Consider the following 22,567-nt stretch of genomic DNA (forward strand, 5'->3'; position numbering starts at 1 on the left):
ATTTGTTGTATTTTTATATGACATTTATATTCTATATACAAAATTTTTTTACATACAAAAATATCTTATTTTTTACATACAAAAAATATTCTTTGACTTTCTTCACTAGGTTCATTAAATGTAAAATCTCCATAAGATTTTATATATTTAAATCCAGATTCTTTAAGCATATCAACTATTTCATCTTCAGTGTACGCCCTTTGTTGATGTACTTCTTCAAACCTTTCAAACTTTCCATCTTCATCTTTAATAAAAAATGTCAGTTCCATTTCAATTAGATTTTCTTCATCATCAAAGTAATTTTGCCACATATAGGCTATATCATCTCTATTTTCACCATACATATTGTTTCCTAATATGTTGGCTAATTTATAAAACGAACTTATATCAAATATAAATATTCCATCTTTTTTTAATAATTCATATGTCTTTGAAAATACATTTTCCAAATCATCATCATAGGTTATATAGTTGAATCCATCACAAGCACAAAGCACACAATCTAAATCAGATATTTCAAAATCTAGTTCTGATATATCTTGTTGAAGTAAAACTAATTCTACGCCTTCTTTTTCTGCTTTTTCTCTTGCTACACTAAGCATCTCATCAGATATATCGATACCAGCTATATCATAATCTTTTTTAGTTAATGGAATTGTAAGATTACCTGTACCACATGCCAATTCCAATATATTTTTTACTTTTACACCTTCATCAGCTATTATATCTTCTATATATTTAACCCAGCCTTCATAATCAACTTCATTCATAAGTTCATCGTATACAAACGCAAAATCGCTATATTGACTCATCCTTTTTATTCTGCCCCTCCACAATCTTTTTCAGCCTCTTTTTGCGTGATGTAAGCATACCTCCAATTCTTCCAGCTTCCTTAGCTGTAAGCCCTGCCCATCCACGTTCTCCAACTTTATCCATAAGACCTAGTTCTGAGGCTATCTCATATTTCATTATATCATCATTTGTCAATATTTTAGTATTCTTACCATTAGTTATCTTCTTTTCTCTTTGCATATTTTCTTTCAAAAAAATCACCCCTTCATATTTGTATTTTTGTCAATTAAAAGAAATTTATACAAATATGTAAGGGGTATTTATCAATTCACATCTTTTTAGATTTAAGTATCTCTACTTTTTAATTTTTATAAATTATTTCTTAATCTATAGCTCCTTTATATTTTAATAATTTCGCATAGACATTCAGTGCGTTTACACATATCTTTTCATCAAAATTAAAGTTTATATTATGAAGACCATTTACAAATCCTTTTTCCTCATTTCTTGAACCTAACATAAAAAATAAACCTGGAACTTCTTTTTGATAATAAGAAAAATCTTCTGATATCATAAGTGGCTCTAACTCCACAACACTATCATTTCCAACAGCTGTTACAAATTCTTGATATAAATCCTTGTCATTTTTAACAGCAATATAATCGTCTATGATGTTTATATTAACCTTACAGTTATAAGCCAGTTCAAACCCTCTAGCAAGTTCTCTAACTCTAAGCTTCATCTTCTCATATACTTCTGGGCTGAAGCATCTCATTGTACCTTCCATCTTTATATTTTCAGCTATTATGTTTCTTCTAGCTCCACCTTCAATTCTACCAATAGTCAATACTGCATTGTCTATTGGGCTTATATTTCTTGATACTATAGTTTGAAGTGAACTTACAAAGTTTGAAGCTATAACTATCCCATCAATTCCATTTTGTGGCATAGCACCGTGTCCACTTTTAGACACTATTTCTATATCAATGTCTCCTATTTGAGCCATAAAGTATCCTTCTCTTGTACCAACATAACCTTCTGGCAACTCTGGATATATATGAAGTCCATATATTTCATCAACATTATATTTTCTAAGTACACCTTCATTTATTAAAGCTTTTGCTCCCCCTGGACCTTCTTCTGCTGGTTGGAATATGAATACTATATTATCATTCAGTTGTTCTTTGTTATCATTCAAATATTCAATTAATCCAAGTAATATAGTGGCATGTCCATCATGACCACATAAATGCTTTACACCTTCCTCACTATGAAGCCCATCTATATCTGCTCTAAAAGCTATATCTTTTTTAGGTTTTTTGCCTTCTATTATTCCTACTATACCTGTTTCTAAGTAAACTTCATACTTAATCCCCAATTTATCAAGATAATCTCTTATGTATTTTGAAGTCTTATATTCTTTTCTTCCAATCTCTGCAATTGGATTTAATGCCTTTCTATGTTTATAAAGTTGCTCTTGTAAATATGATGCCTCTCTCATGTAATCTCCTCCAAATTTTAATTTATTAAAAAATATTTCTATATCCCTCATAATTAAAACATTATATAACAAACTATACTAATTAAAAGTAAAAAATTAAATTTAATATAAAAATATTTTGCATTATTAAATAATTCACCATTAATAATAATTCCCCTGTTTCATAAATCAAAACAGGGGAATTATTACTTAAAAATTTTATTTTTTAGCAAGAGAAGAAATGTTTAGCAAGTCCACCCTTAGCAGTTTCTTTATATTTATCCATCATGTCTATACCAGTTTCTTTCATTGTTTCAACAACTTGGTCCAAGGAGACAGAATGTGAGCCATCAGTTAATAATGCATAATTAGCTGCATCATAAGCTCTTTGAGCTGCCATAGCATTTCTTTCTATACATGGAATTTGAACGTATCCATATACAGGGTCACAAGTCATTCCTAGATGATGTTCAAGTGCTATTTCTGCTGCATATTCAATATGGTCTATAGTACCACCTTTTAAGTATGCTACTGCCGCTGCTGCCATAGAACAAGCTGCACCAACCTCACCTTGACACCCTACCTCTGCTCCAGATATTGATGCGTTAGTCTTTATTATATTACCTATTATCCCAGCCACAAGTAGTGCTTCAATTATTTTTTGGTCATCATACTTATAGAAATCTTGCATTGCAAAGAATATTCCTGGGATTACACCAGCAGAACCACAAGTTGGTGCTGTAACTATGATATTACCAGAAGCATTTTGCTCAGAAGCTGCTAGTGCATATGCATATACAAGTGTTGAGAAGTTTTTATCTTTTTGGTATGCATTATAAAACGTACTTGCTCTTCTTTTTAATAATAATTTACCTGGTATTATTTCATCTGTGCTTAATCCATCATCAATAGATTTTCTCATAGCATCTTTTATAGTTTTTATATAATCTTTTATGTCTTCTGGTTCACATTCCAACACAAAATCTACTAAAGTCTTATTATTTTCCTTACACCATTTTACTATCTCATCCATAGTATCTAGATGATATATACTGTTGCTTTTGCTATTTCTTTGACCTTCTTCTGCTATAGTTCCTCCACCTACAGAATATACAGTCCATTCAGCCGTTACATTTCCTTCTTTATCTAAAGCTTCAAACTTCATTCCATTTGGATGAAAATCTTTTATAATATCTTCTTCCCAAACGATTTCAACTTTTTTTGGCGATATCGTTTTTTCAATTATATAGTCAGTTAAGTGACCTTTTCCTGTAGCTGCCAAACTACCATATAATATTGCTCTAAAACTTTCTGCATCTGAATTTTCATTTTTAAATCTTTCTGCTGCTCTTTGTGGTCCCATAGTATGAGAACTTGAAGGCCCACTTCCTATTTTAAAAAGTTCCTTTAAAGTATCCATATTATTCCTCCTAAATTTACGGTATTATTGCTTATTATTAGATTTTACGCACATATTTATTATAACCTAAATATATTAATTATTAGTTATTAAATTCGCATAAAATTTATTTTTTATTTCCATTTTGGTATATTTTATTAAATTAATATGCATATTTTGAGAATAAAACATTTATTTCAAATTTTTCTAATATTAATATAATATAAATATCTTATTTAAACAGTTAAGATATTAACTATACCTATTAAAATTAATTAATTTGTACTATAATTATTATTGTACTTAAAAAATTAAATTTAGATAAAAAAGGAGATTTGATTATATGTTATTTAAAGGTTCTGCTGTTGCTTTAGTTACCCCATTCACAGAGGATAATAATGTCAACTTCGAAAAATTAGGTGAATTAATCGAATACCACATTGAGAATGACACAGATGCACTAGTTGTTTGTGGAACAACAGGTGAGGCAACTACTATGAGTGAATCTGAAATTTTTGCTGTAATAAAATATACAGTTGAAAAAGTTAACAAAAGAATACCTGTCATTGCAGGTACTGGTTCAAACAATACTATGTTGTCTGTTCATATGAGTCAAGAAGCTGAAAAATTAGGAGTTGATGGACTTTTAATAATAACTCCTTACTATAATAAGACTAATGAAAAAGGTCTTAAACTTCACTTTGAAACAATAGCAAATAGCGTTAAGTTACCAATTATTTTATACAATGTACCTGGAAGAACTAAAGTAAATATAAAGCCATCTGTTGTGGCTGAACTTGCTAAAATAGATAATATAGTTGCTGTAAAGGAAGCAAGTGGAGATTTAGCTCAAGTTGCAGAAATAGCTAAATTAGTACCTGAAGACTTTGCTATATACTCCGGTAATGATGACACTATATTACCACTATTATCATTAGGTGGAAGTGGTGTTATCTCTGTGCTTGCTAACATTTGCCCTAAGGAGACACATGACTTAGTAACTAAATTCTTTAAAGGTGATATTGAAGGCTCAAAAAAATTACAACTTGATATGGATGCTTTAATTGCTGCCTTATTTATAGAAGTAAATCCAGTGCCAGTTAAAACTGCCATGAATATTTTAGGTTTTAATGTTGGAGATTTAAGACTTCCTCTAGCTGAAATGGAAGAAATTAATCTTAATGTATTAAAACAAGAATTGACAAATTTTGGATTTAAATTTTAGCAATATTTATATAAATAAGTTGATTTTTTCTTAAATATGTATTATTATTAGAATAATCAAATTTTAATATCCTATTAACCTAGGGTAGAGGTAGCTGTAACTAAGAGTATCCAATAGTAGCTGGCAGGCGTTAATGATTGGAAAAAGGATTTACAGCCGAAGAAAATATTTCTTGCAATTATATTTTCTGGGATTACACATAACATGTGTAATACTGTCACTTATATTATAAGTGATGAGCTACAGGGTTTACTTTGAGTGATAAATTAGACGTACAAAGTATACCTTTGTACGTTTTTTGTATATAATTAAAGTTGTTAATATAATATTAAAGTTTTTGGATATAAAAAAATATTAACATATCTTACTTGTATAACTAAAATCAAATAATGTTTTAATAATTTAAAATTGGGGTGAATTTATATGAAAAAAGTAAACGTAGCGATAGTTGGTGCTACTGGAATGGTAGGTAGAACATTTTTAAAAGTATTAGAAGAAAGAAATTTTCCAATAGAAAATCTATTTTTATTCTCTTCTTCTAAATCAGCTGGTTCTAAAGTAATATTTTGTGGTAAAGAATATATAGTAGAAGAATTAAAGGAAACTTCATTTACTGATAGAGGTATACAAATAGCACTATTCTCTGCTGGAGGAAGTATTAGTGAAAAGTATGCTCCAATAGCAGCATCAAATGGAATCTTAGTAGTGGATAATTCTAGTCACTGGAGAATGGACCCAGATGTTCCTTTAGTAGTTCCTGAAGTAAATCCTGAAGCAATAAAAGAACACAAGGGCATAATAGCTAATCCTAACTGCTCTACTATACAAGCTATGGTTCCTCTTAAGCCACTTGATGATAAGTACAAAATTAAGAGAGTAGTATACTCTACTTACCAAGCTGTATCTGGTTCTGGTGTTAAAGGTGTTGAAGATTTAGAGAAAGGGATGAATGGTAATCCTACTGGATTCTACCCTCACCAAATATCTTACAATTGTCTTCCTCATATAGATTCATTTACTGAAAATGGATATACTAAGGAAGAAATGAAAATGGTAAATGAAACTATGAAAATACTTAATAATTACGACTTAAAAATAACTGCAACTACTGTAAGAGTTCCAGTGAGAAATGGTCATAGTGAATCTATAAACGTTGAATTTAATAATCCATTTGAATTAGAAGACTTAGTAAAAACACTTGAAGAAGCTCCAGGGGTTGTAGTAGTTGATAATCCTGCTAATAATGAATATCCAACTGCTGTAGAATTTGACAATAGAGATGAAGTATTTGTTGGAAGAATAAGAAGAGACTTCAGTGTTGACAATGGTGTAAATCTTTGGGTTGTAGCTGACAATATCAGAAAAGGTGCTGCAACTAATGCAATTCAAATAGCTGAAATGGCTTTATCATACGATTTAGTATAATATACAAACTTGTATAAATATATAATTTTGTAAAATATTAATAATAATATAAAAACAAGCATTAGAAGTAACTGTAATATAAAACACAAAAATAAAAAAGAGGGGATTGATTTTATATGATATTTAAAGGTTCTGCTGTTGCTCTAGTTACACCATTTACAAAGGATAACAAAGTTGATTTTGACAAATTAGGCGAATTGGTTGAATACCAGATAGCTAATGGTACTGATGCTATAGTATCTTGTGGTACTACTGGTGAAGCTAATACTATGACTGATGAAGAACAACTTGCTACTATTAAGTATGTTGTAGAAAAAGTTAATAAAAGAGTTCCTGTTATAGCTGGAAGTGGTTCTAATGATACTATGCACTCAGTTAATCTAAGCCAAGAAGCTGAAAAATTAGGAGTAGATGCTCTATTAATCATAACTCCTTATTACAATAAAGCTAATAAAGCTGGACTTAAACGTCATTTTGAAACAATAGCTAACAGTGTCAAACTTCCAATTATACTTTACAATGTCCCTGGAAGAACTTGTGTAAATATAAGTCCTAGCCTTATAGTTGAACTTGCTAAAATAGATAATATAGTTGCTGTAAAAGAAGCTAGTGGAGACCTAGGACAGGTTGCAGAAATAGCTAGTTTAGTTCCAGATGATTTTGCTATCTACTCTGGTAATGATGATACTATACTTCCTTTATTATCTTTAGGAGGTCAAGGAGTTATATCAGTACTTGCTAATGTTTGCCCTCAAGAAACTCACGATTTAGTAGCCAAATTCTTTGAAGGCGATATAGAAGGTTCTAGAAAATTACAACTTGGTATGGATGCTCTAATAGCAGCTTTATTTATAGAAGTAAATCCTATACCAGTTAAGACTGCAATGAATTTACTAGGATTCAATGTTGGAGATTTAAGATTACCTCTAGCAGAAATGGACCCAGCAAATTTAGAAGTATTAAAGAAAGAATTAGTTAACTTTGGACTAAAAGTTAATGCATAGTAAAAATTGATGCATGGTAAAAAATAGGTTTGGTCAAAAGTTAGCCCTTAATCATAGGAGGAAATTATGTTAAAAGTTATAGCAACTGGTTATGATGGAAAAATGGGTAAGATTTTAGCCGATACTATAAGAGAAGATAGTGAATTAGAATTGGTTTGTGTTGCAGCTAGAGGTATGGATAGTTGTGAAGGTGACCTTAAAATCTACGAAGACATGAGCACTATAGTTGAAGAAGTTGATGTAGTTATAGATTTTTCTCATCACTCTAATTTAGATAATATCTTATCTTATGTTTTAAAGACTAAGACACCGTTAGTAATTGCTACTACTGGATATAATGATGAAGAAATGAACAAAATACATGAAGCGGCTAAAGTTATTCCTGTATTCCAATCATATAATATGTCTCTTGGTGTAAATGTATTAGTGAAATTAGTTAAAGATGCAGCTAAATTATTAGAAGGATTTGATATAGAAATAATAGAAAAACATCACAACAGAAAAGTAGATGCCCCAAGTGGCACAGCTGTTATGATTGCTAACGCTATAAAAGAGGTTTTACCAAATGTTGAAAATAATTATGGTAGATATGGTCGTAGCGCAAAAAGACAACCAAACGAAGTTGGTATTCATGCTATAAGAGGTGGAAATATTGTTGGTGAACATGATGCTCTATTTGCAGGAGATAATGAAGTCCTTACAATAAGCCATCAAGCCCAATCTCGTGGTATCTTTGCAAGTGGTTCTATAGCTGCTGCTAAATACTTAGTTAAACAAAAACCAGGATTTTATAATATGGACAGCATGTTAGGATAATAACAATAATATAATGAGGACACACAGTTTAACTCAAATATATACAATAGATAAATTTATTTGATACTATGCTTATATAATAAAAAATCTGTAAAATAAAATGTAAATAATGAAAAGTAAGTATATACTAAAATTGATAAATAAGTATATAATAAAAGAAATATAATGAAATACAAGGAGAATTAACAAATGGTAAATTTAAACGATGCTTATGAAATAGCAAGATATATAAAAGAAGTTAAAAAGAAAACACCTGTTAAGGTATATGTAAATACTAACTCTTTACATTTCCAATCAACTGATAAATTCAAAGTATTTGGATGCAATGGTTCTTATATATTTATAGGTGACTATGAAGATATAATGGAAGTATTAGATAAACATGGTAAAGATATAATAGATACTCATGTAGAATACGATAGAAGAAATTCTGCTATTCCTCTAAAAAATACTTTAAGTGAACATGCAAGAATTGAGCCAGGTGCAATAATAAGAGACATGGTTACTATAGAAAAAAATGCTGTTGTAATGATGGGAGCTGTTATAAATATAGGAGCTGTTATTGGTGAAGGTTCTATGGTAGATATGAATGCTGTTATTGGAGCTAGAGGTACTCTTGGTAAAAATGTTCATTTAGGTGCTGGAGCTGTTGTTGCTGGTGTTTTAGAGCCACCTTCTGCTACTCCTGTTATAGTTGAAGATGATGTTTTAATAGGAGCTAATGCAGTTATTCTTGAAGGTGTTAGAATCGGTAAAGGCGCTGTTGTTGCAGCTGGTGCTATTGTAACTACTGATGTAGAAGCTGGTGCTGTTGTTGCTGGTTCTCCTGCTAAAGTTATAAAAATGAAAGATGAAAAAACGGCTGACAAGACTAAACTTATGGATGACCTTAGAAATTTAGATTAATTAAATAAGTAATGTATAAGCAAAAGGGTGTCTCAACATGAATTTAATTCATTAGAGACACCCTCTTTTTAGGATATTTGAAATTATTTAAAATGTCTTAACTTTACCCTAGATTAATATATTGAACCACTATTTACTACTGGTTGTGCATCTTTATTACCACAAAGAACAACCAATAGATTACTTACCATAGCTGCTTTATGTTCTTCATCCAAAGTTACAACATTATTTTCACTTAAATTAGTTAGTGCCATTTCTACCATACTTACAGCCCCTTCAACAATCTTTTTACGTGCTGCTATTATAGCCTCTGCTTGTTGACGTTGTAACATTGCTGCTGCAATTTCTGGTGCATAAGAAAGGTGAGTAATTCTTACTTCACACACTTCAATTCCTGCAATATCAACTCTTGATTGTAATTCGTCTTTTAATTTATCAGCTATCTCTTGACTACTACCACGAAGAGATTTCTCATCTCCATCTTCAGATACATCGTATGGATAAAGTCTTGAAACATTACGAATAGTCGAATCACATTGAATAGATAAAAATGTATTATAATTATCCACATTAAATACTGCCTTTGTTGCATCTACAACCTTCCAAATTACAACAACTCCTATTATAATCGGATTTCCTAATAAATCATTAACTTTCTGCTTTTCATTATTAAGAGTCATTGTTTTTAAAGATACTTTTTTCCCTCTTGGATTAGATGATATATCTACTTTTTCATCAGATGAAGATTTTGATATATTAATTCCTGATGATGTTGGATTTATTGCAGAACAAAATGGATTTACCCAATAGTATCCTTCTTTTTTTATAGTCCCATAATAGTTACCAAACAAAACAAGAACTATAGCTTCCTTAGGATTAATCATCTTTAGTCCAAAACATAGGATAAAATCTACCAGTATAAATACAAGCCCTGAAATTAACATAAGTGAACCTATCCCAGCAAAGCCACTATCAAGTTTTATTATTCCAAAAACCATAATAGCTATTGAAACTACTAAAAATAAGATAATCATTATCAAAGCCATTACTCCATTAAATGTCTTTGCTTCTTTCTCTTGATAAGTCTTCTCTTCTTTTAACATATCTATCACTCCCATCTTAGTATATTAAGTTAAGATATTTCTAATTTAATAATATCACTTTTAATACCCTAAATGTTGAGTTTAAAGTTAATACTTTAAATTTTTATCTATCTTTACATATACACATCTTTAGAGCTTTTAATATATTAATATTGATTTTTAAGCGAATTTTATGAAATATGAACTTAAATTTAATATATATTAAATTTAGGCACTCTTTTTTAAATATCCAGTAAACTATAACTCTAATATCACTAATATTATTTTATATAAATTGTATTAGTGATAAAATAAACTTATAGTAATACAACAAATTTTTATTAATTTAATAGGAGGAATTTATGTTGAAAGTTATAATTAGTGGTTATAATGGAACAATGGGAAGAGTACTAGCAGAATGTGTAAAAAAAGATAGTGAATTAGAACTAGTGTGTGGGATAGCTAGGTCTGCTGATGAAAAAGGTTGCCATGGTGATACAAAACTTTATAAGACAATGACTGATGTTACTGAAAAAGCTGATGTCATAATAGATTTTTCACATCATGAAACTTTAGAACCAATATTATCATATGCGCTAAAAAATAATGTACCTGTAGTATTAGCCACTACTGGCTATGATGAGAGTGATTTAAACAGAATAGAAGAAGCATCAAAAAATATTCCTATATTATTATCATCAAATACATCTCTTGGAGTAAATATATTAATAAAATTGGTTAAAGATGCATCAAAAATGCTAAATGGTTTTGATATTGAAATTATAGAAAAACATCACAATAGAAAAGAAGATGCCCCTAGTGGAACTGCTACTATGATATCAAATGCAATTAAAGAAGTGTTGCCTGAAAGTATAAATAAACATGGAAGATATGGTAGGGATTGCAAAAGAAAAGCAAACGAAATTGGAATACACTCTATAAGAGGAGGCAATATAATCAGTGACCATGATGTTATATTTGCAGGTGATAATGAAGTTCTTACATTAAGTCATCATTCTCAATCTGATGAGGTGTTTGCAAACGGTTCTATAGTTGCAGCTAAATTCTTAGTTGGTAAACAATCGGGACTTTATAAAATGTCAGACATATTAGGATAGTTTTTTATACATAATAAATCTCAATCTATTTAGATATTCAAGTATAAACATTTAAATAGGTTGAGATTTTAATATATATTATTGTATTCTATATACTGAAACAAATCCAGCAGCAGAAGTACCTGATGTTGTTGAGTTAAAAGTAAAGCTTAAAGTAACAGCTGCTGCTCTGGCATCAACCAAGAAGTCCAGTCCTACACTTACATCTGATGCAGTAAGAGTATTTACTGCTTTTGCAATAAAGTTATTTTGAGCTGTTCCATTAAAGTTTGTAGTTATTGACATAAACCCTGCAAGTGAAAGTGTAGCACGTACACCAAAAGATACATTGTATATTCCTCCAACTGCAAGATTTATAGTACTACTTGTTGGTAAAGTTATATTAGTTCCATTTATAAATGATGAGTTAAATGTAACTAATGAATTATTTGATAAGGTTGTAGAAGATACTACAAACTGTGCATTATTTGATGCTAATACCCCTGTTGCTCCTGTTGGACCTGTTGGACCTGTTGCTCCATCTGCTCCTGTTGCCCCTGTTGCTCCTGTTGCTCCTGTTGCTCCATTTGCTCCAGTTGGTCCTGTTGGACCTATTGCTCCTGCTACTCCATCTGCTCCTGTCGCTCCTGTCGCTCCTGTTGGACCTACTGCTCCATCTGCTCCTGTTGCTCCTGTTGCCCCTGTTGCTCCTGCTACTCCATCTGCTCCTGTTGGGCCTGTTGCTCCTACCGCTCCGGTTGCTCCTGTTTCTCCTGTAACTCCGGTTGGACCTGTTGGACCTACTGCTCCATCTGCTCCTGTCGCTCCGGTTGCTCCTGTTGGGCCTACCTCTCCATCTGCTCCGGTTGCTCCTGTTGCCCCATCTGGACCTGTTGCTCCTGTCTCTCCTGTTACTCCGGTTGCTCCTGTTGGACCTGTTGCTCCATCTACGCCTGTTGCTCCCGTTGCTCCTGTTGGACCTGTTACTCCTGTTGCTCCATCTATACCCGTTGGTCCTGTTGGACCTACTTCTCCTGTTGGACCTACTGCTCCATCTGGACCTGTTGCTCCTACTGCTCCTGTTGGACCTACTTCTCCATCTGCTCCTGTTGCCCCTGTTGCTCCTATTGGACCTGTTGCTCCTGTTATTCCATTTGCTCCTGTTGCTCCTGTATTTCCTGTTGGCCCTGTTGCTCCATTTGCTCCTGTTGCCCCTGTTGCTCCTGTTATTCCATTTGCCCCTGTTGCTCCTGTATTTCCTGTTGGCCCTGTTATTCCATTTGCTCCTGTCACTCCTGTTGCTCCTGTTGCTCCTGTTGGCCCTGTTATTCCATTTGCCCCTGTCGCTCCTGTCGCTCCTGTTATTCCATTTGCTCCTGTTGCTCCTGTATTTCCTGTTGGACCTGTAGAACCTGTTACTCCATTTGCCCCTGTTGCTCCTTTGTTTCCTGTTGGGCCTGTTATTCCATTGGCCCCTGTTGCTCCTGTTGCTCCTGTTGGACCCGTTATTCCATTTGCTCCTGTTGCTCCTGTTGCTCCTCTAGGACCTGTTTCTCCTGTTGCCCCATTGGCTCCTGTTGCTCCTGTATTTCCTGTTGGACCTGTTATTCCATTTGCTCCTGTTGCTCCTGTGTTTCCTGTTGGACCTGTTATTCCATTTGCTCCTGTTGCCCCTGTTGTTCCTTTAGGGCCTGTTGGGCCTGTTGGACCAGTTGGTCCTGTTGGGCCTACATCTTGATACAAACTTGGCCCTGAATTGTCATTGTAATCACTCATATAATAAATCCTCTCTCTTTTAAAATTAGAGCAATACTCTATAAGTATTGAGCATTACTCTATATAATTATATGAATCGACAATTTCTTATGTGAGAATATATTTATTTACTTATATCAATATCTATACTTTGATTATTAAATGACTCTATATTATTAACTTCTTTGCTCCAATCCTCTATTATTGGAGTAATACTTATTTTTTTAACACCTTTTTTGACTTCATACTCTAAAGAAGATTCAACATAATTACCTTTAGAATAATCTAGACTATATCCTCCTGCTCCACTAAGTAACTCTAAACTTTTTCCTCTTGCATCTTTAAGTTCAAATCCTAATGTTTTTGGAAGTTTATCATCTTTAGCAAAATTATATTTATTAACTTTGAATCCATACATTACTTTAATCTTCGTTGGAGAAACCCTCACTTCTTTTAATACTAAATCTATATCAACGTTTTTATTTTTTAATCGTACATTCTTGTCGACATTATAAATTCTTGTATCTTTAGCTATATTTGAACCATTTATACTAGTATTAAATTCCCAATTTCCACTAAGATACCCATTTAAGTGCTCACCTTCTACTCCTCCCATGTTTCCTATCTCTATCTCTTTTGATGTCTTTATACTCTTGTTTAACTCATACTCAACTTTATTTATGCTTATACTTATATCATAATCTTTATTTAAATCTACATTTTTCAATAAATCAAAATTTTCTACATCACTTTTTCCATCTCCATCTTTATCCAAATTCTCAAGTTTGCATGTCATAACCATATTAGTAGTTCCATCTTTATTTTTTTCTGATGTAGAAGGACCTGATACTGAAACAAAGTTCATATCTCCAACTTTAATTTTAATATCATCAATTCCCAAGAATCCATTTTCTTTCTTTAAACCCAAGGCATCTTTATCAAGCTTACTATCATCAACACTTATATTTAAAAATAGCTCCCCTTCTCCAAGCATAATCTCATTTAATGTTATACTTATTCCTTTATCTGTAACAACACTGTCTACAATGTTTTTATAGGGTTTGAGTTCTTCAGTATCTTTATTAAAGAAGTATTCTATTTGTTTTCCTATATGTTGCATGTATGCTAAGGTAGTTTCATTAGTAAATGCAGATGTACCTAAAATAACTACTGATAATCCTCCTACAAGAGCATATCTCTTAAAATTATTACTCTTATTATATTTAACCTTAGATTTCATTCTCTTTTTCATCTCCTCTTTTTCTTCACTACTCAATACAATGTCATCATATTCTTCTATATTTATATTTGTCTCATTAAATAAATCAAATTTATCTTTCATAAAAAATCTCCTTTTCTTCTATATTTTTTATATTCAAATATTTACTATTATCCATTTTATATTTAAGCTTTCTTCTTATTTAAATGAATTTTCATCTTTTTTCTGCCCCTTGAAAGTCTATTATGTAAATTCTCAACAGTAGTCTCATTTTGCATAGCTATGTCTTTTAGAGATATCTCTTCTAAATAATACTTTCTAAAGAGCTCTGCATCTTTATCACTTAATGTACTTATAAGGTCATTTATTTCTTCTTCAATTTCTTTTTTGTACAATTTTTTATCTATATAGGATATTTCTTTATCTTCCAATTCCAAGTGCATATTATTGTTTGTGTACTTTTTCCTATAATTGATTGCTCTATATTTAGAGATAGAACCTATCCAATTTTTAAAGGAATTTTTTTCACTATCAAATTTTTCTATGTTATTCCATATTGATAAAAGTACATCATCTATACACTCTTCCTCATAAATCCTAGCATTAGCAAGAGTTCTTCTAACTATAGATGCTATAAAGTTTCCATACTCATCAATAAGCATTTCCATCCCTTTTTCTTTTTTCTTTTTTATATTTTTGATTATCAGTTTATCCTCCAAGTTAATACCTCCTTTGTAAAAGCCTTTACAGCTACTAATACAATTAAAAATCTCATTTCCTATCACTTATTTTAAATTTTTTTATTATATTTATAAAAATAAAACTAGTTAAGCCATATAAAATTAAACTAATCCTACTTTAAATTACCTTTCAAATGAAAAATGCCTCAACACGATTAATAAAAATCATATTGAGGCATCCACAAAATTATATAATTGCTTATCTATCTTCATCTGTAACATTGAATATATAAGGAACATTTCTATAGTAATCACCAAAATCAAATCCATACCCGACTACAAACTTATCTTCTATTTCAAATCCACAATAATCTGGCACTAAATCTACTTTTCTTCTACTTGGTTTGTCCAAAAGAACACAACATTTTAAACTAGCTGGGTTTTTAGCTTTTAAATGCTTTAATACAAAATCCATAGTTAAGGCAGAATCGGTAATATCATCTACGACTAATACATCATATCCTGCTATATCAGTAGTAACATCTGCAACTACTTTTACTTTACCAGTACTTTCTTCACTATTTCCATAACTAGATGTAGTCATAAAATTAACTCTAAGAGGTAAATTTATATTTCTAACTAAGTCCGCACAAAATATAAAGCTACCTTTTAATAGAGAAACTACCATAAGATTTTTGTCTTTATAGTCTTTTTCTATAACTGCTCCTAATTCTTTTAATTTATCTTTAATTTTTTCTTCTGAATACAACACTTCCCATTTTTTTGCTTCTATATCCATAAAAAGACCTCCAATTGTAATAATCCTTCTTAATTTTATAAGAGATTGCTCACTTTTTCAATACTCTTATTCAATATTAGCCAATATTATTGAGTTTTTAAGTGCATTCAACAATTATTAACAACGTATCTTATATTTTAAGTAGTTCATATATTAATACTAAATTACATACTATATATTTTAGACAAAAAAAGAAAAAACTTGCAATAACAAGTTTTTCCATTTATACATAATTGTATTTCATCAGAGGCACTAATTAAATTTATTTATTCTATTTTTACTATATCTTATAATATAAAAATATTTTAAAATACTAATCAACTTTATTCATATCATTCATTACATTTAAGATTATCTCATCTGTTATAGACATACCTTTATCACTTACTCTACCTAAGTTTTGTATACTTTGCTCAACACTTGAACCAACTATACCATTTAGTGGTGGTACAAAACAGTCTTGCTTAGCTATTATAGCACTTTGTATAGCAGCAGATGCAGCAGATGATAATTTTAAAGCACAACCAGCTTTTGCTCCATCACATATCATTCCACTTAGGTCAGCTATCATGTTTTCTATAGCTCCCTCTATTTGCTTTTCAGTACCATTCATAAGCCAAGAGATACCTGCAGTAGCTCCAGTAGATGCAGCAACTCCGCATCCACATACAGCAGATAATCTTCCTGTATAGTTTTTAATATAACCAGTTACTAGATGTGATATAGCTAAAGCTTTTGCTAGTCTTTCATCAGATTGTGGAAATTTTTTATTGTAAGCAACTATTGGAAGAATTGCTGTTAAACCGTGGTTTCCACTACCATTAGAACTCATAACAGGCATTTTTACTCCAGCCATTCTTGCATCTGAAGCTCCAGCAGTTAACATCATTGCATAGTTTATAACATCATTACCTAAAAGACCTTCTTCCATAGATTTTTTGATTCCATATCCTACACCAATACCAGTTTTTTGCTTTAATCCATATTCGGCCATTTCTTCATTCATTTTTACTCCATCTAGTAAAAATTCTATATCTTTAAAATCAATATCTTCTACATTTTTTACTAATTCTTGTATAGTTACAGTGTCCATTAAGCTCTCAGCTTTTTCTGCTGAATCATTTGAAACTGATACTTTTGGCTCATTATCTAGTAATACTTCTCCATCTTTCTCTAAGTATGTGAAGTTGTCATGTTTAGTTCTTATTCTAACTTTAGAAGTATGATTTGCTCCTTTTAATAACACTTCTATAAATACTTTCTCTCTAGTATCAGCAGGTGTTATCGATAAAGGAGTGTTATCCATATAGTCTTCAGCTATTTTAACTTCTTCTTTTGTTAAAGTTTCTAGTACACTTAATCCGTTTTCAGAATGACCTCCTACTATACCTAGAGCTGCTGCTATTTTTAATCCTAATCTTTCAGTCCCTGGTATACCTACGCACATACCATTTTTATATATACTAGGACTAACTAACATACGATTTTCAACTATTTCTTCTCCTAATAATTCCTTTGCCTTTGCACATGCTAGTGCTAAAGCTACTGGCTCAGTACATCCTACTGCTGGCTTAACTTCTGCCTTTAACATTTCCACTAATTCTTTTCTTATATCTCTCATTTTATATAAACCTCCCAATTAAGTTTAGATTTAGTACTCAAATAATTCTATTAAATAATTTCTTATCTATATTTATAGCAAGATACATGCCATATTTTTTATTTTTTCTATATTTTTATTTTGATACGCTATAATCATTGATATGACTGATTCTATATATATACTTTTTTTATTTACATAGAAATTTTCTATTCCTTTCAATCGATAAGAGAATGACAATTTCGCAAAAAGACAAAAAAAAATCTCAAAATGAGATTTTATATCATTTTGAGACGGCTTACACTTACTATATTACTATGAGATTATATTGTATTTTTCAATTTTTCTATATAATGTAGCTCTTGATATTCCAAGTGCTTTAGCTGTTAATTCTTTATCTTTTTTATAATCTTTGTATCTATTTAAAGCTTTTATTATCTCAATCTTCTCAAGTTCATCAAGTGGAACTATTCTATCACTTTTAACTTCTAATTCTTCTACAGATGTATTTTTTATCTTTTGAGGAATCACATTCATTGTAATGACTGGAGACGAAGACATATTCACACTATATTCAATAATATTCTGTAGTTCTCTTATATTACCTGGCCACTTATATTCAATCATAGCATCGACAACTCTGCTATCTATATCAATAACATTTTTATCTAGTTTTTTTGAATACTCTTTAACCATATGCTTGATTATAAGTGGTATATCATCTTTTCTTTCTCTTAAACTAGGTAATTTTATAGGTATAACGTTTAATCTATAATACAAATCTTCTCTAAAGGTCCCATTTTGAACCATCTTTTCTAAATCTTTATTCGTTGCTGCAATAATCCTTACATCTATCAAAACATTTGATTTACTTCCAATCTTATTGAGCTCTTTTTCTTGTAATACTCTCAATAATTTTGACTGTAAGTGTAAACTCATATCTCCTATCTCGTCTAAAAATATGCTTCCTTTATGAGCTACTTCAAACATTCCAAGCTTTCCACCTTTTTTAGCTCCAGTAAAAGCTCCCTCTTCATATCCAAATAACTCACTCTCTAATAAATTATCTGGTATTGCTGCACAGTTTACAGCTATAAAAGGATTATCAACCCTATTACTATGATTGTGTATAGCTCTTGCAAAGAGTTCTTTGCCCGTTCCACTTTCACCAGTAATAAGTACTGTTGAAGTTGATTTAGAGGCTATTAGGGCTTCTTTTTTAGAATGTCTTATAGCTGCACTTTCTCCAATTATATTTTCTAATTTTATCTTATAATCTTTATTAATCTTATTGTAGTTCTTTATAGCATCTCTTTTATCTATAAAATCAATAACATAGCCTTTTAATTCATTTTTTAATACTATTTTATTGATATTATATATTCCTTTTGAATCATATCCATATCTCTTATAAAAAAAGCTACATGATTTATCTTTCTTAAAGTTATTTACAGAAGGCTTCTGTATAAAATCTAATTCAGCAAATATGTTTTTTCCAGTTATATTATCTTTTAGATTAAAAAGCTCCTTAAATTTTGAGTTATACTTATCAATCTTGCCATCTACATCAATAGATACAACAGCCTTGTCCATGTTGTTTAATAAAGTCTCTAATTTTTTCTTTTCTAATTCCAGTTCATACGTTTTAATTTGAGCTTTTAATTTGCTCGATATTAAATCTGCCATCTTACCTAGAAAGTTTATAAGACCACTTTTATTATTTTCTATAATCTGTGCCTGCTCTTTTGTAAAGGCTATAAGACCTATAACACCGTGAGAATCACCATCACATATAATAGGGCAGCATACCTCTGCAAACTCTACACAGGCATCATTCTTATAGCATTCCTTACATATATCACTACTCTTTGGGTCATCGATTAGTATTGTAATCTGTTCTGTAAGTGATTTTTTAAAAGCTGTATATTTATCTACTTTCTCACCTATTTTATCTACATAGATTCCTGTTCCTGCAATCCTAAATAGTTCTTTATTTACTATAGTTACATCTATATTGAGTACTGATACTATAGCCTCAGCTATATTTTGAATATCAGATTTTATATATTCTAAACCTATCATAATCATCATTCCTTATTTTTTCTTAACATAAGTATTTGTCTTATTTCTTTAAGAATCAAGTATATCTTATTTAAAGTAAATTGGATTGACATTAGGATTACAAAGAGCATAACAATTATTATCAATTCATAATTTATTTCCATCTAAACATCTCCTTATAACAAAAGACTAGGCTTAACCTAGTCTTTTATATTATATCCATATTTATATTTTAACTCATTTATCTTCTTTTTCCCACATAAATATATTTTAATTTGTTTGACTCTTTAATCATACCATCAAAGTTTAATCTTGAAAATATATTGAATACTTCATGTGGATAGTGAATCTTTGCAACAGAACCACAAAACTTATGTTTAAGATAGTTTAACTTAACTTTTAAATTTTTTAAATTTAAATCCTCTAATATAACCTCTCCATTGCCCTTTAAAACTCTTTGTATTTCAGATGAAGCTTTTTCACAATCTGTAATAACATTAAATTGGTCTACTATTATTATCTTGTTGAAATGATTATCATCAAATGGTAAAAACTCTAACTTACCTTTAACTACATTGCAATTTTCATTATATACTAAAGAATAACAGACATCTTCATAGTTACTATTCTCCAGTATAGTTACAGATGTACCAAGACCTCTCAATCTCTTGCCTAGGTTTCCTATATGACCAACAAGCAATATTTTATCACCTACATTATACTCAATTGTATCCAAAAAACATTCTAATTCATCAGATGTATATTTAGCTTTAACTGGCTGTCTATTTATCTGATACAATATGCTTTTCACAATGCTTCACCTCTTCATTTCCTCAATTATAAATTATGTACAGATTACATTATAATAAATGGCGAGCAACTATTCAAGAGATATTTCATTAGTATTTTTTTAAACAATCTTTATGGATTTTAATATGTTATTATAGCAGAATTATTGGTATTTTGTTCATAAAAAACAGTATACTTTTTGAATCTATTCGTTGTTATTCTCATCCAGTTTTTTTATTTTCGATATTGATACTTCATAAGCCATTTTTTTAATCACATTATTTTCATCTATTTTTTTCTCATATTCTCTACTTTGAACCCTACCCCAAAGCTGTATTCTATCACCAACCTTTAGATTCTTTGCAAATTTAGCATTTCTGCCCCAAACTATTGATGGTATATAATCAGATTTGTTATAAGGTCTATTTATAGCCACCAATAAATCGGTTATTTCCCTACCTAGAGGCGTCTTCCTATATACAGGCTCCTTACATACATATCCATCTAGAAATATGCTATTAGGGTCTTTATTTTCCTCATCTATGCTTTTTATTTCTCTAGCAAACACTGTAAGCACTAATCTATTTTTATTATTTAATGTTTTATTATATGATCTTAATTGACCTACAACATTGACTAAATTTTGTTTATCGAGGTCAACATCTTGAAGAAGTCTTTCTGATACAGTCATTGGAAGTATATCAAAAGAATCACTTAGTCTGTTTATTTTTATTTTCATATTATAAAATTTTTCCCCAAATATCTCATGACTAAATTCTAGCTTATTGTCTAACTCCCCTCTTAAGTTTACTACGTTATTCTCATCTTTAACAGCTATCATATTTTATCCCTCCACAATTGTTAATTCTTATATTTCTGGTATCAGCTTATATAATAAATATATTTGTGAGAGATGTATTTTATTACAAATCTTTGATTGCTGTTTAAAAATTTTTATTTAGTTATAAATTTCATTTAATCTTTTCCTTTTTAAATTTATAAAATTGTTATTGGATTTATATATCATCACACTGTTTAATTCCTCTATTTCACCCTTATATTAATTTTAAAACTCTTTATATATTTTTTTAAGTCATATATAACTCATTCTAGATACTTGTATACAAGTAAATCCAGTAACTTAAATTTATCCAAATAATTCAGATAAATCTAGAGTCATATATAACTTATTTTTTATCAGTTACAAGTTATTTTAGACTTAATATGATAATATTTTTATTTATCTGTATTAATATATGAGCACTTGCATAGTTTATTGAGCATAAAATGTAAATATTTAACTTCAAATTATGCTTTAATTTTTATAAATACAACAATTTTCATCTCTAATTTAATAAATTATTATATATATTACACAATTGGCATATTAATTGCTTTATATAAATTATATTAATTTATTAAATAAAAAACTGCCCTAAAATATTAAATTAATATTTTAAAGCAGTTTATAGTTTTATTATCAGCTGTAATATTTAATAAATACTAAGCAGTCTTTTTATTTTTATTTGCAGCCATTATCATTGTAGCAGAAGTGTAAGCTATAACAACTATTACTAATGCTTTTAATATATCCATTGGTAGAGTTTTTACTATATATGCAGCTACGAAAACCCCTATTAAACCACAGATAGCTATTATAACTGATGCTTTTTTAGTATATGCATCTTCTTTTATGAATTTCATACTTGCAACTGGCATTAATAATGCACAAGAACCCATAACTATTGGGAACGCAACTTTTGCAGACATTCCTAAGAAGTAAACCATCGCCATACCAGGAGCATATAGACCTATACCAGCTGTCATTAAAGCACCTAGTATAAAGTTACCTAATACACCTATTACTAATTTAACACCAGTAAGACCTAATTCATTTCCCCCACCTGGTAATACGTTAACCCAAGGATGACCTAATAACATTAATATTGCTGTTAATGCTAGAGTTACACCCATAACAAGTTGTATTTTTCTTTCGTCCATTTTAGCTATTATTCCTGCACCTATGTATGAACCAACAGCTGCTGCCACAACCATAGATACTAGAGTAACACCATCAACTGGTATGATTGATGTAAATATGAATGCTTCTGTAACAACTGGAATAGTATGTGCTACGTTTAATGTACCAGGCATTTTTTTATCTGGTATATTTAATTTTAAAGCTTTTGACATTGCTATTGTTGGAGCAAATGACCCTATTCCTAATGTATCAAAGAAATCTGTTATAAATCCTGTTACAGCAACTTTTGGAGTACTTTGTTCTTCTAGTTTCCCCTCTTTGTTTGCTTTAGCTACGTCTTTACCAAACACAACTGCAAAGATTGCTGCGAATACTACGTATAATGCCTTTAAGATCGCTACCATAATCCATCCTCCTATTTTTTTATTTTTTAATATATTCTGAATCTTATAGCCTA

General features: G+C 30.3%; 21 protein-coding genes and 1 riboswitch. Of the genes, 6 read left to right on the forward strand and 15 right to left on the reverse strand.

What is annotated here, in order from left to right:
* Positions 1-65: 65 nt before the first annotated feature.
* The 4 genes from ACTG46_RS17325 to ACTG46_RS17340 all read right to left on the reverse strand — a co-directional run bounded on the left by ACTG46_RS17325 (position 66) and on the right by ACTG46_RS17340 (position 3,692).
* Positions 66-812: a class I SAM-dependent DNA methyltransferase gene (locus tag ACTG46_RS17325; protein WP_479923305.1), complete on the reverse strand. Its 747-nt coding sequence runs from the start codon at positions 810-812 to the stop codon at positions 66-68.
* Complete coding sequence (locus ACTG46_RS17330) at positions 799-1,044, reverse strand: alpha/beta-type small acid-soluble spore protein (protein WP_021386217.1); 246 nt, start codon at positions 1,042-1,044, stop codon at positions 799-801. The genes ACTG46_RS17325 and ACTG46_RS17330 overlap by 14 nt, the downstream gene beginning before the upstream one ends.
* A 130-nt stretch (positions 1,045-1,174) precedes the next feature.
* Positions 1,175-2,293: an N-acetyldiaminopimelate deacetylase gene (locus tag ACTG46_RS17335; protein ID WP_054271673.1), complete on the reverse strand. Its 1,119-nt coding sequence runs from the start codon at positions 2,291-2,293 to the stop codon at positions 1,175-1,177.
* Positions 2,294-2,498: 205 nt separating this feature from the next.
* A complete protein-coding gene (locus ACTG46_RS17340; RefSeq protein WP_479923306.1) occupies positions 2,499-3,692 on the reverse strand; it encodes an L-serine ammonia-lyase in 1,194 nt (397 codons plus the stop codon).
* 322 nt (positions 3,693-4,014) lie between these two features.
* Between ACTG46_RS17340 and dapA (ACTG46_RS17345) the strand changes: the two genes are divergently transcribed.
* The 5 genes from dapA (ACTG46_RS17345) to dapD all read left to right on the forward strand — a co-directional run bounded on the left by dapA (ACTG46_RS17345) (position 4,015) and on the right by dapD (position 9,047).
* Positions 4,015-4,896 (forward strand): 4-hydroxy-tetrahydrodipicolinate synthase, encoded by an 882-nt coding sequence (gene dapA / locus ACTG46_RS17345; protein ID WP_479923307.1) that lies wholly within the window; start codon positions 4,015-4,017, stop codon positions 4,894-4,896.
* Between the two features lie 77 nt (positions 4,897-4,973).
* A riboswitch (Lysine riboswitch) is annotated at positions 4,974-5,147 on the forward strand.
* 172 nt (positions 5,148-5,319) lie between these two features.
* Positions 5,320-6,321 (forward strand): aspartate-semialdehyde dehydrogenase, encoded by a 1,002-nt coding sequence (locus tag ACTG46_RS17350; RefSeq protein ID WP_054271676.1) that lies wholly within the window; start codon positions 5,320-5,322, stop codon positions 6,319-6,321.
* Between the two features lie 116 nt (positions 6,322-6,437).
* Positions 6,438-7,325, forward strand: a complete 888-nt coding sequence (dapA, locus tag ACTG46_RS17355; protein ID WP_003422063.1) for a 4-hydroxy-tetrahydrodipicolinate synthase — start codon at positions 6,438-6,440, stop codon at positions 7,323-7,325.
* A 66-nt stretch (positions 7,326-7,391) separates the two neighbouring features.
* Entirely contained in the window at positions 7,392-8,141 is a 750-nt protein-coding gene (dapB, locus tag ACTG46_RS17360; RefSeq protein ID WP_054271677.1) for a 4-hydroxy-tetrahydrodipicolinate reductase, read from the forward strand.
* Positions 8,142-8,330: 189 nt separating this feature from the next.
* Positions 8,331-9,047, forward strand: a complete 717-nt coding sequence (gene dapD / locus ACTG46_RS17365; protein WP_021386275.1) for a 2,3,4,5-tetrahydropyridine-2,6-dicarboxylate N-acetyltransferase — start codon at positions 8,331-8,333, stop codon at positions 9,045-9,047.
* A gap of 113 nt (positions 9,048-9,160) precedes the next feature.
* Here dapD and ACTG46_RS17370 read toward each other — a convergent pair whose 3' ends face one another.
* Positions 9,161-10,150 carry an SPFH domain-containing protein gene (locus ACTG46_RS17370; protein WP_479923308.1) on the reverse strand — a complete coding sequence of 330 codons (990 nt, stop codon included), beginning with the start codon at positions 10,148-10,150 and terminating at the stop codon, positions 9,161-9,163.
* A 341-nt stretch (positions 10,151-10,491) separates the two neighbouring features.
* Here ACTG46_RS17370 and dapB (ACTG46_RS17375) point away from each other — a divergent pair, with 341 nt between their 5' ends.
* Positions 10,492-11,247, forward strand: coding sequence for a 4-hydroxy-tetrahydrodipicolinate reductase (dapB, locus tag ACTG46_RS17375; protein WP_479923309.1), 756 nt, complete (start codon positions 10,492-10,494; stop codon positions 11,245-11,247).
* Positions 11,248-11,325: 78 nt separating this feature from the next.
* On the opposite strand, the gene ACTG46_RS17380 is transcribed toward dapB (ACTG46_RS17375), so the two are convergent.
* The 10 genes from ACTG46_RS17380 to ACTG46_RS17425 form a co-directional block, all read right to left on the reverse strand.
* Positions 11,326-13,002 carry an exosporium protein gene (locus ACTG46_RS17380; RefSeq protein ID WP_479923310.1) on the reverse strand — a complete coding sequence of 559 codons (1,677 nt, stop codon included), beginning with the start codon at positions 13,000-13,002 and terminating at the stop codon, positions 11,326-11,328.
* A 103-nt stretch (positions 13,003-13,105) separates the two neighbouring features.
* Positions 13,106-14,323 (reverse strand): DUF4179 domain-containing protein, encoded by a 1,218-nt coding sequence (locus tag ACTG46_RS17385; protein ID WP_479923311.1) that lies wholly within the window; start codon positions 14,321-14,323, stop codon positions 13,106-13,108.
* A 62-nt stretch (positions 14,324-14,385) separates the two neighbouring features.
* Positions 14,386-14,919, reverse strand: a complete 534-nt coding sequence (locus ACTG46_RS17390; protein WP_079770295.1) for a sigma-70 family RNA polymerase sigma factor — start codon at positions 14,917-14,919, stop codon at positions 14,386-14,388.
* Between the two features lie 220 nt (positions 14,920-15,139).
* Positions 15,140-15,679 carry a hypoxanthine phosphoribosyltransferase gene (hpt, locus tag ACTG46_RS17395; protein ID WP_054271683.1) on the reverse strand — a complete coding sequence of 180 codons (540 nt, stop codon included), beginning with the start codon at positions 15,677-15,679 and terminating at the stop codon, positions 15,140-15,142.
* Between the two features lie 313 nt (positions 15,680-15,992).
* Positions 15,993-17,300 (reverse strand): L-cysteine desulfidase family protein, encoded by a 1,308-nt coding sequence (locus tag ACTG46_RS17400; RefSeq protein ID WP_054271684.1) that lies wholly within the window; start codon positions 17,298-17,300, stop codon positions 15,993-15,995.
* Positions 17,301-17,594: 294 nt separating this feature from the next.
* Positions 17,595-19,370 (reverse strand): sigma-54 interaction domain-containing protein, encoded by a 1,776-nt coding sequence (locus tag ACTG46_RS17405; RefSeq protein ID WP_167639844.1) that lies wholly within the window; start codon positions 19,368-19,370, stop codon positions 17,595-17,597.
* Complete coding sequence (locus ACTG46_RS17410) at positions 19,367-19,504, reverse strand: hypothetical protein (RefSeq protein WP_167639843.1); 138 nt, start codon at positions 19,502-19,504, stop codon at positions 19,367-19,369. The genes ACTG46_RS17405 and ACTG46_RS17410 overlap by 4 nt, the downstream gene beginning before the upstream one ends.
* Before the next feature lie 77 nt (positions 19,505-19,581).
* A complete protein-coding gene (locus ACTG46_RS17415; protein ID WP_021386272.1) occupies positions 19,582-20,151 on the reverse strand; it encodes a class I SAM-dependent methyltransferase in 570 nt (189 codons plus the stop codon).
* A 183-nt stretch (positions 20,152-20,334) separates the two neighbouring features.
* Positions 20,335-20,970: a single-stranded DNA-binding protein gene (locus ACTG46_RS17420; protein WP_054271686.1), complete on the reverse strand. Its 636-nt coding sequence runs from the start codon at positions 20,968-20,970 to the stop codon at positions 20,335-20,337.
* A 662-nt stretch (positions 20,971-21,632) separates the two neighbouring features.
* Positions 21,633-22,514, reverse strand: a complete 882-nt coding sequence (locus ACTG46_RS17425) for a TSUP family transporter (protein ID WP_054271687.1) — start codon at positions 22,512-22,514, stop codon at positions 21,633-21,635.
* Between the last annotated feature and the right edge of the window lie 53 nt (positions 22,515-22,567).

The sequence above is a fragment of the Clostridioides sp. LIBA-7678 genome (assembly GCF_056716065.1).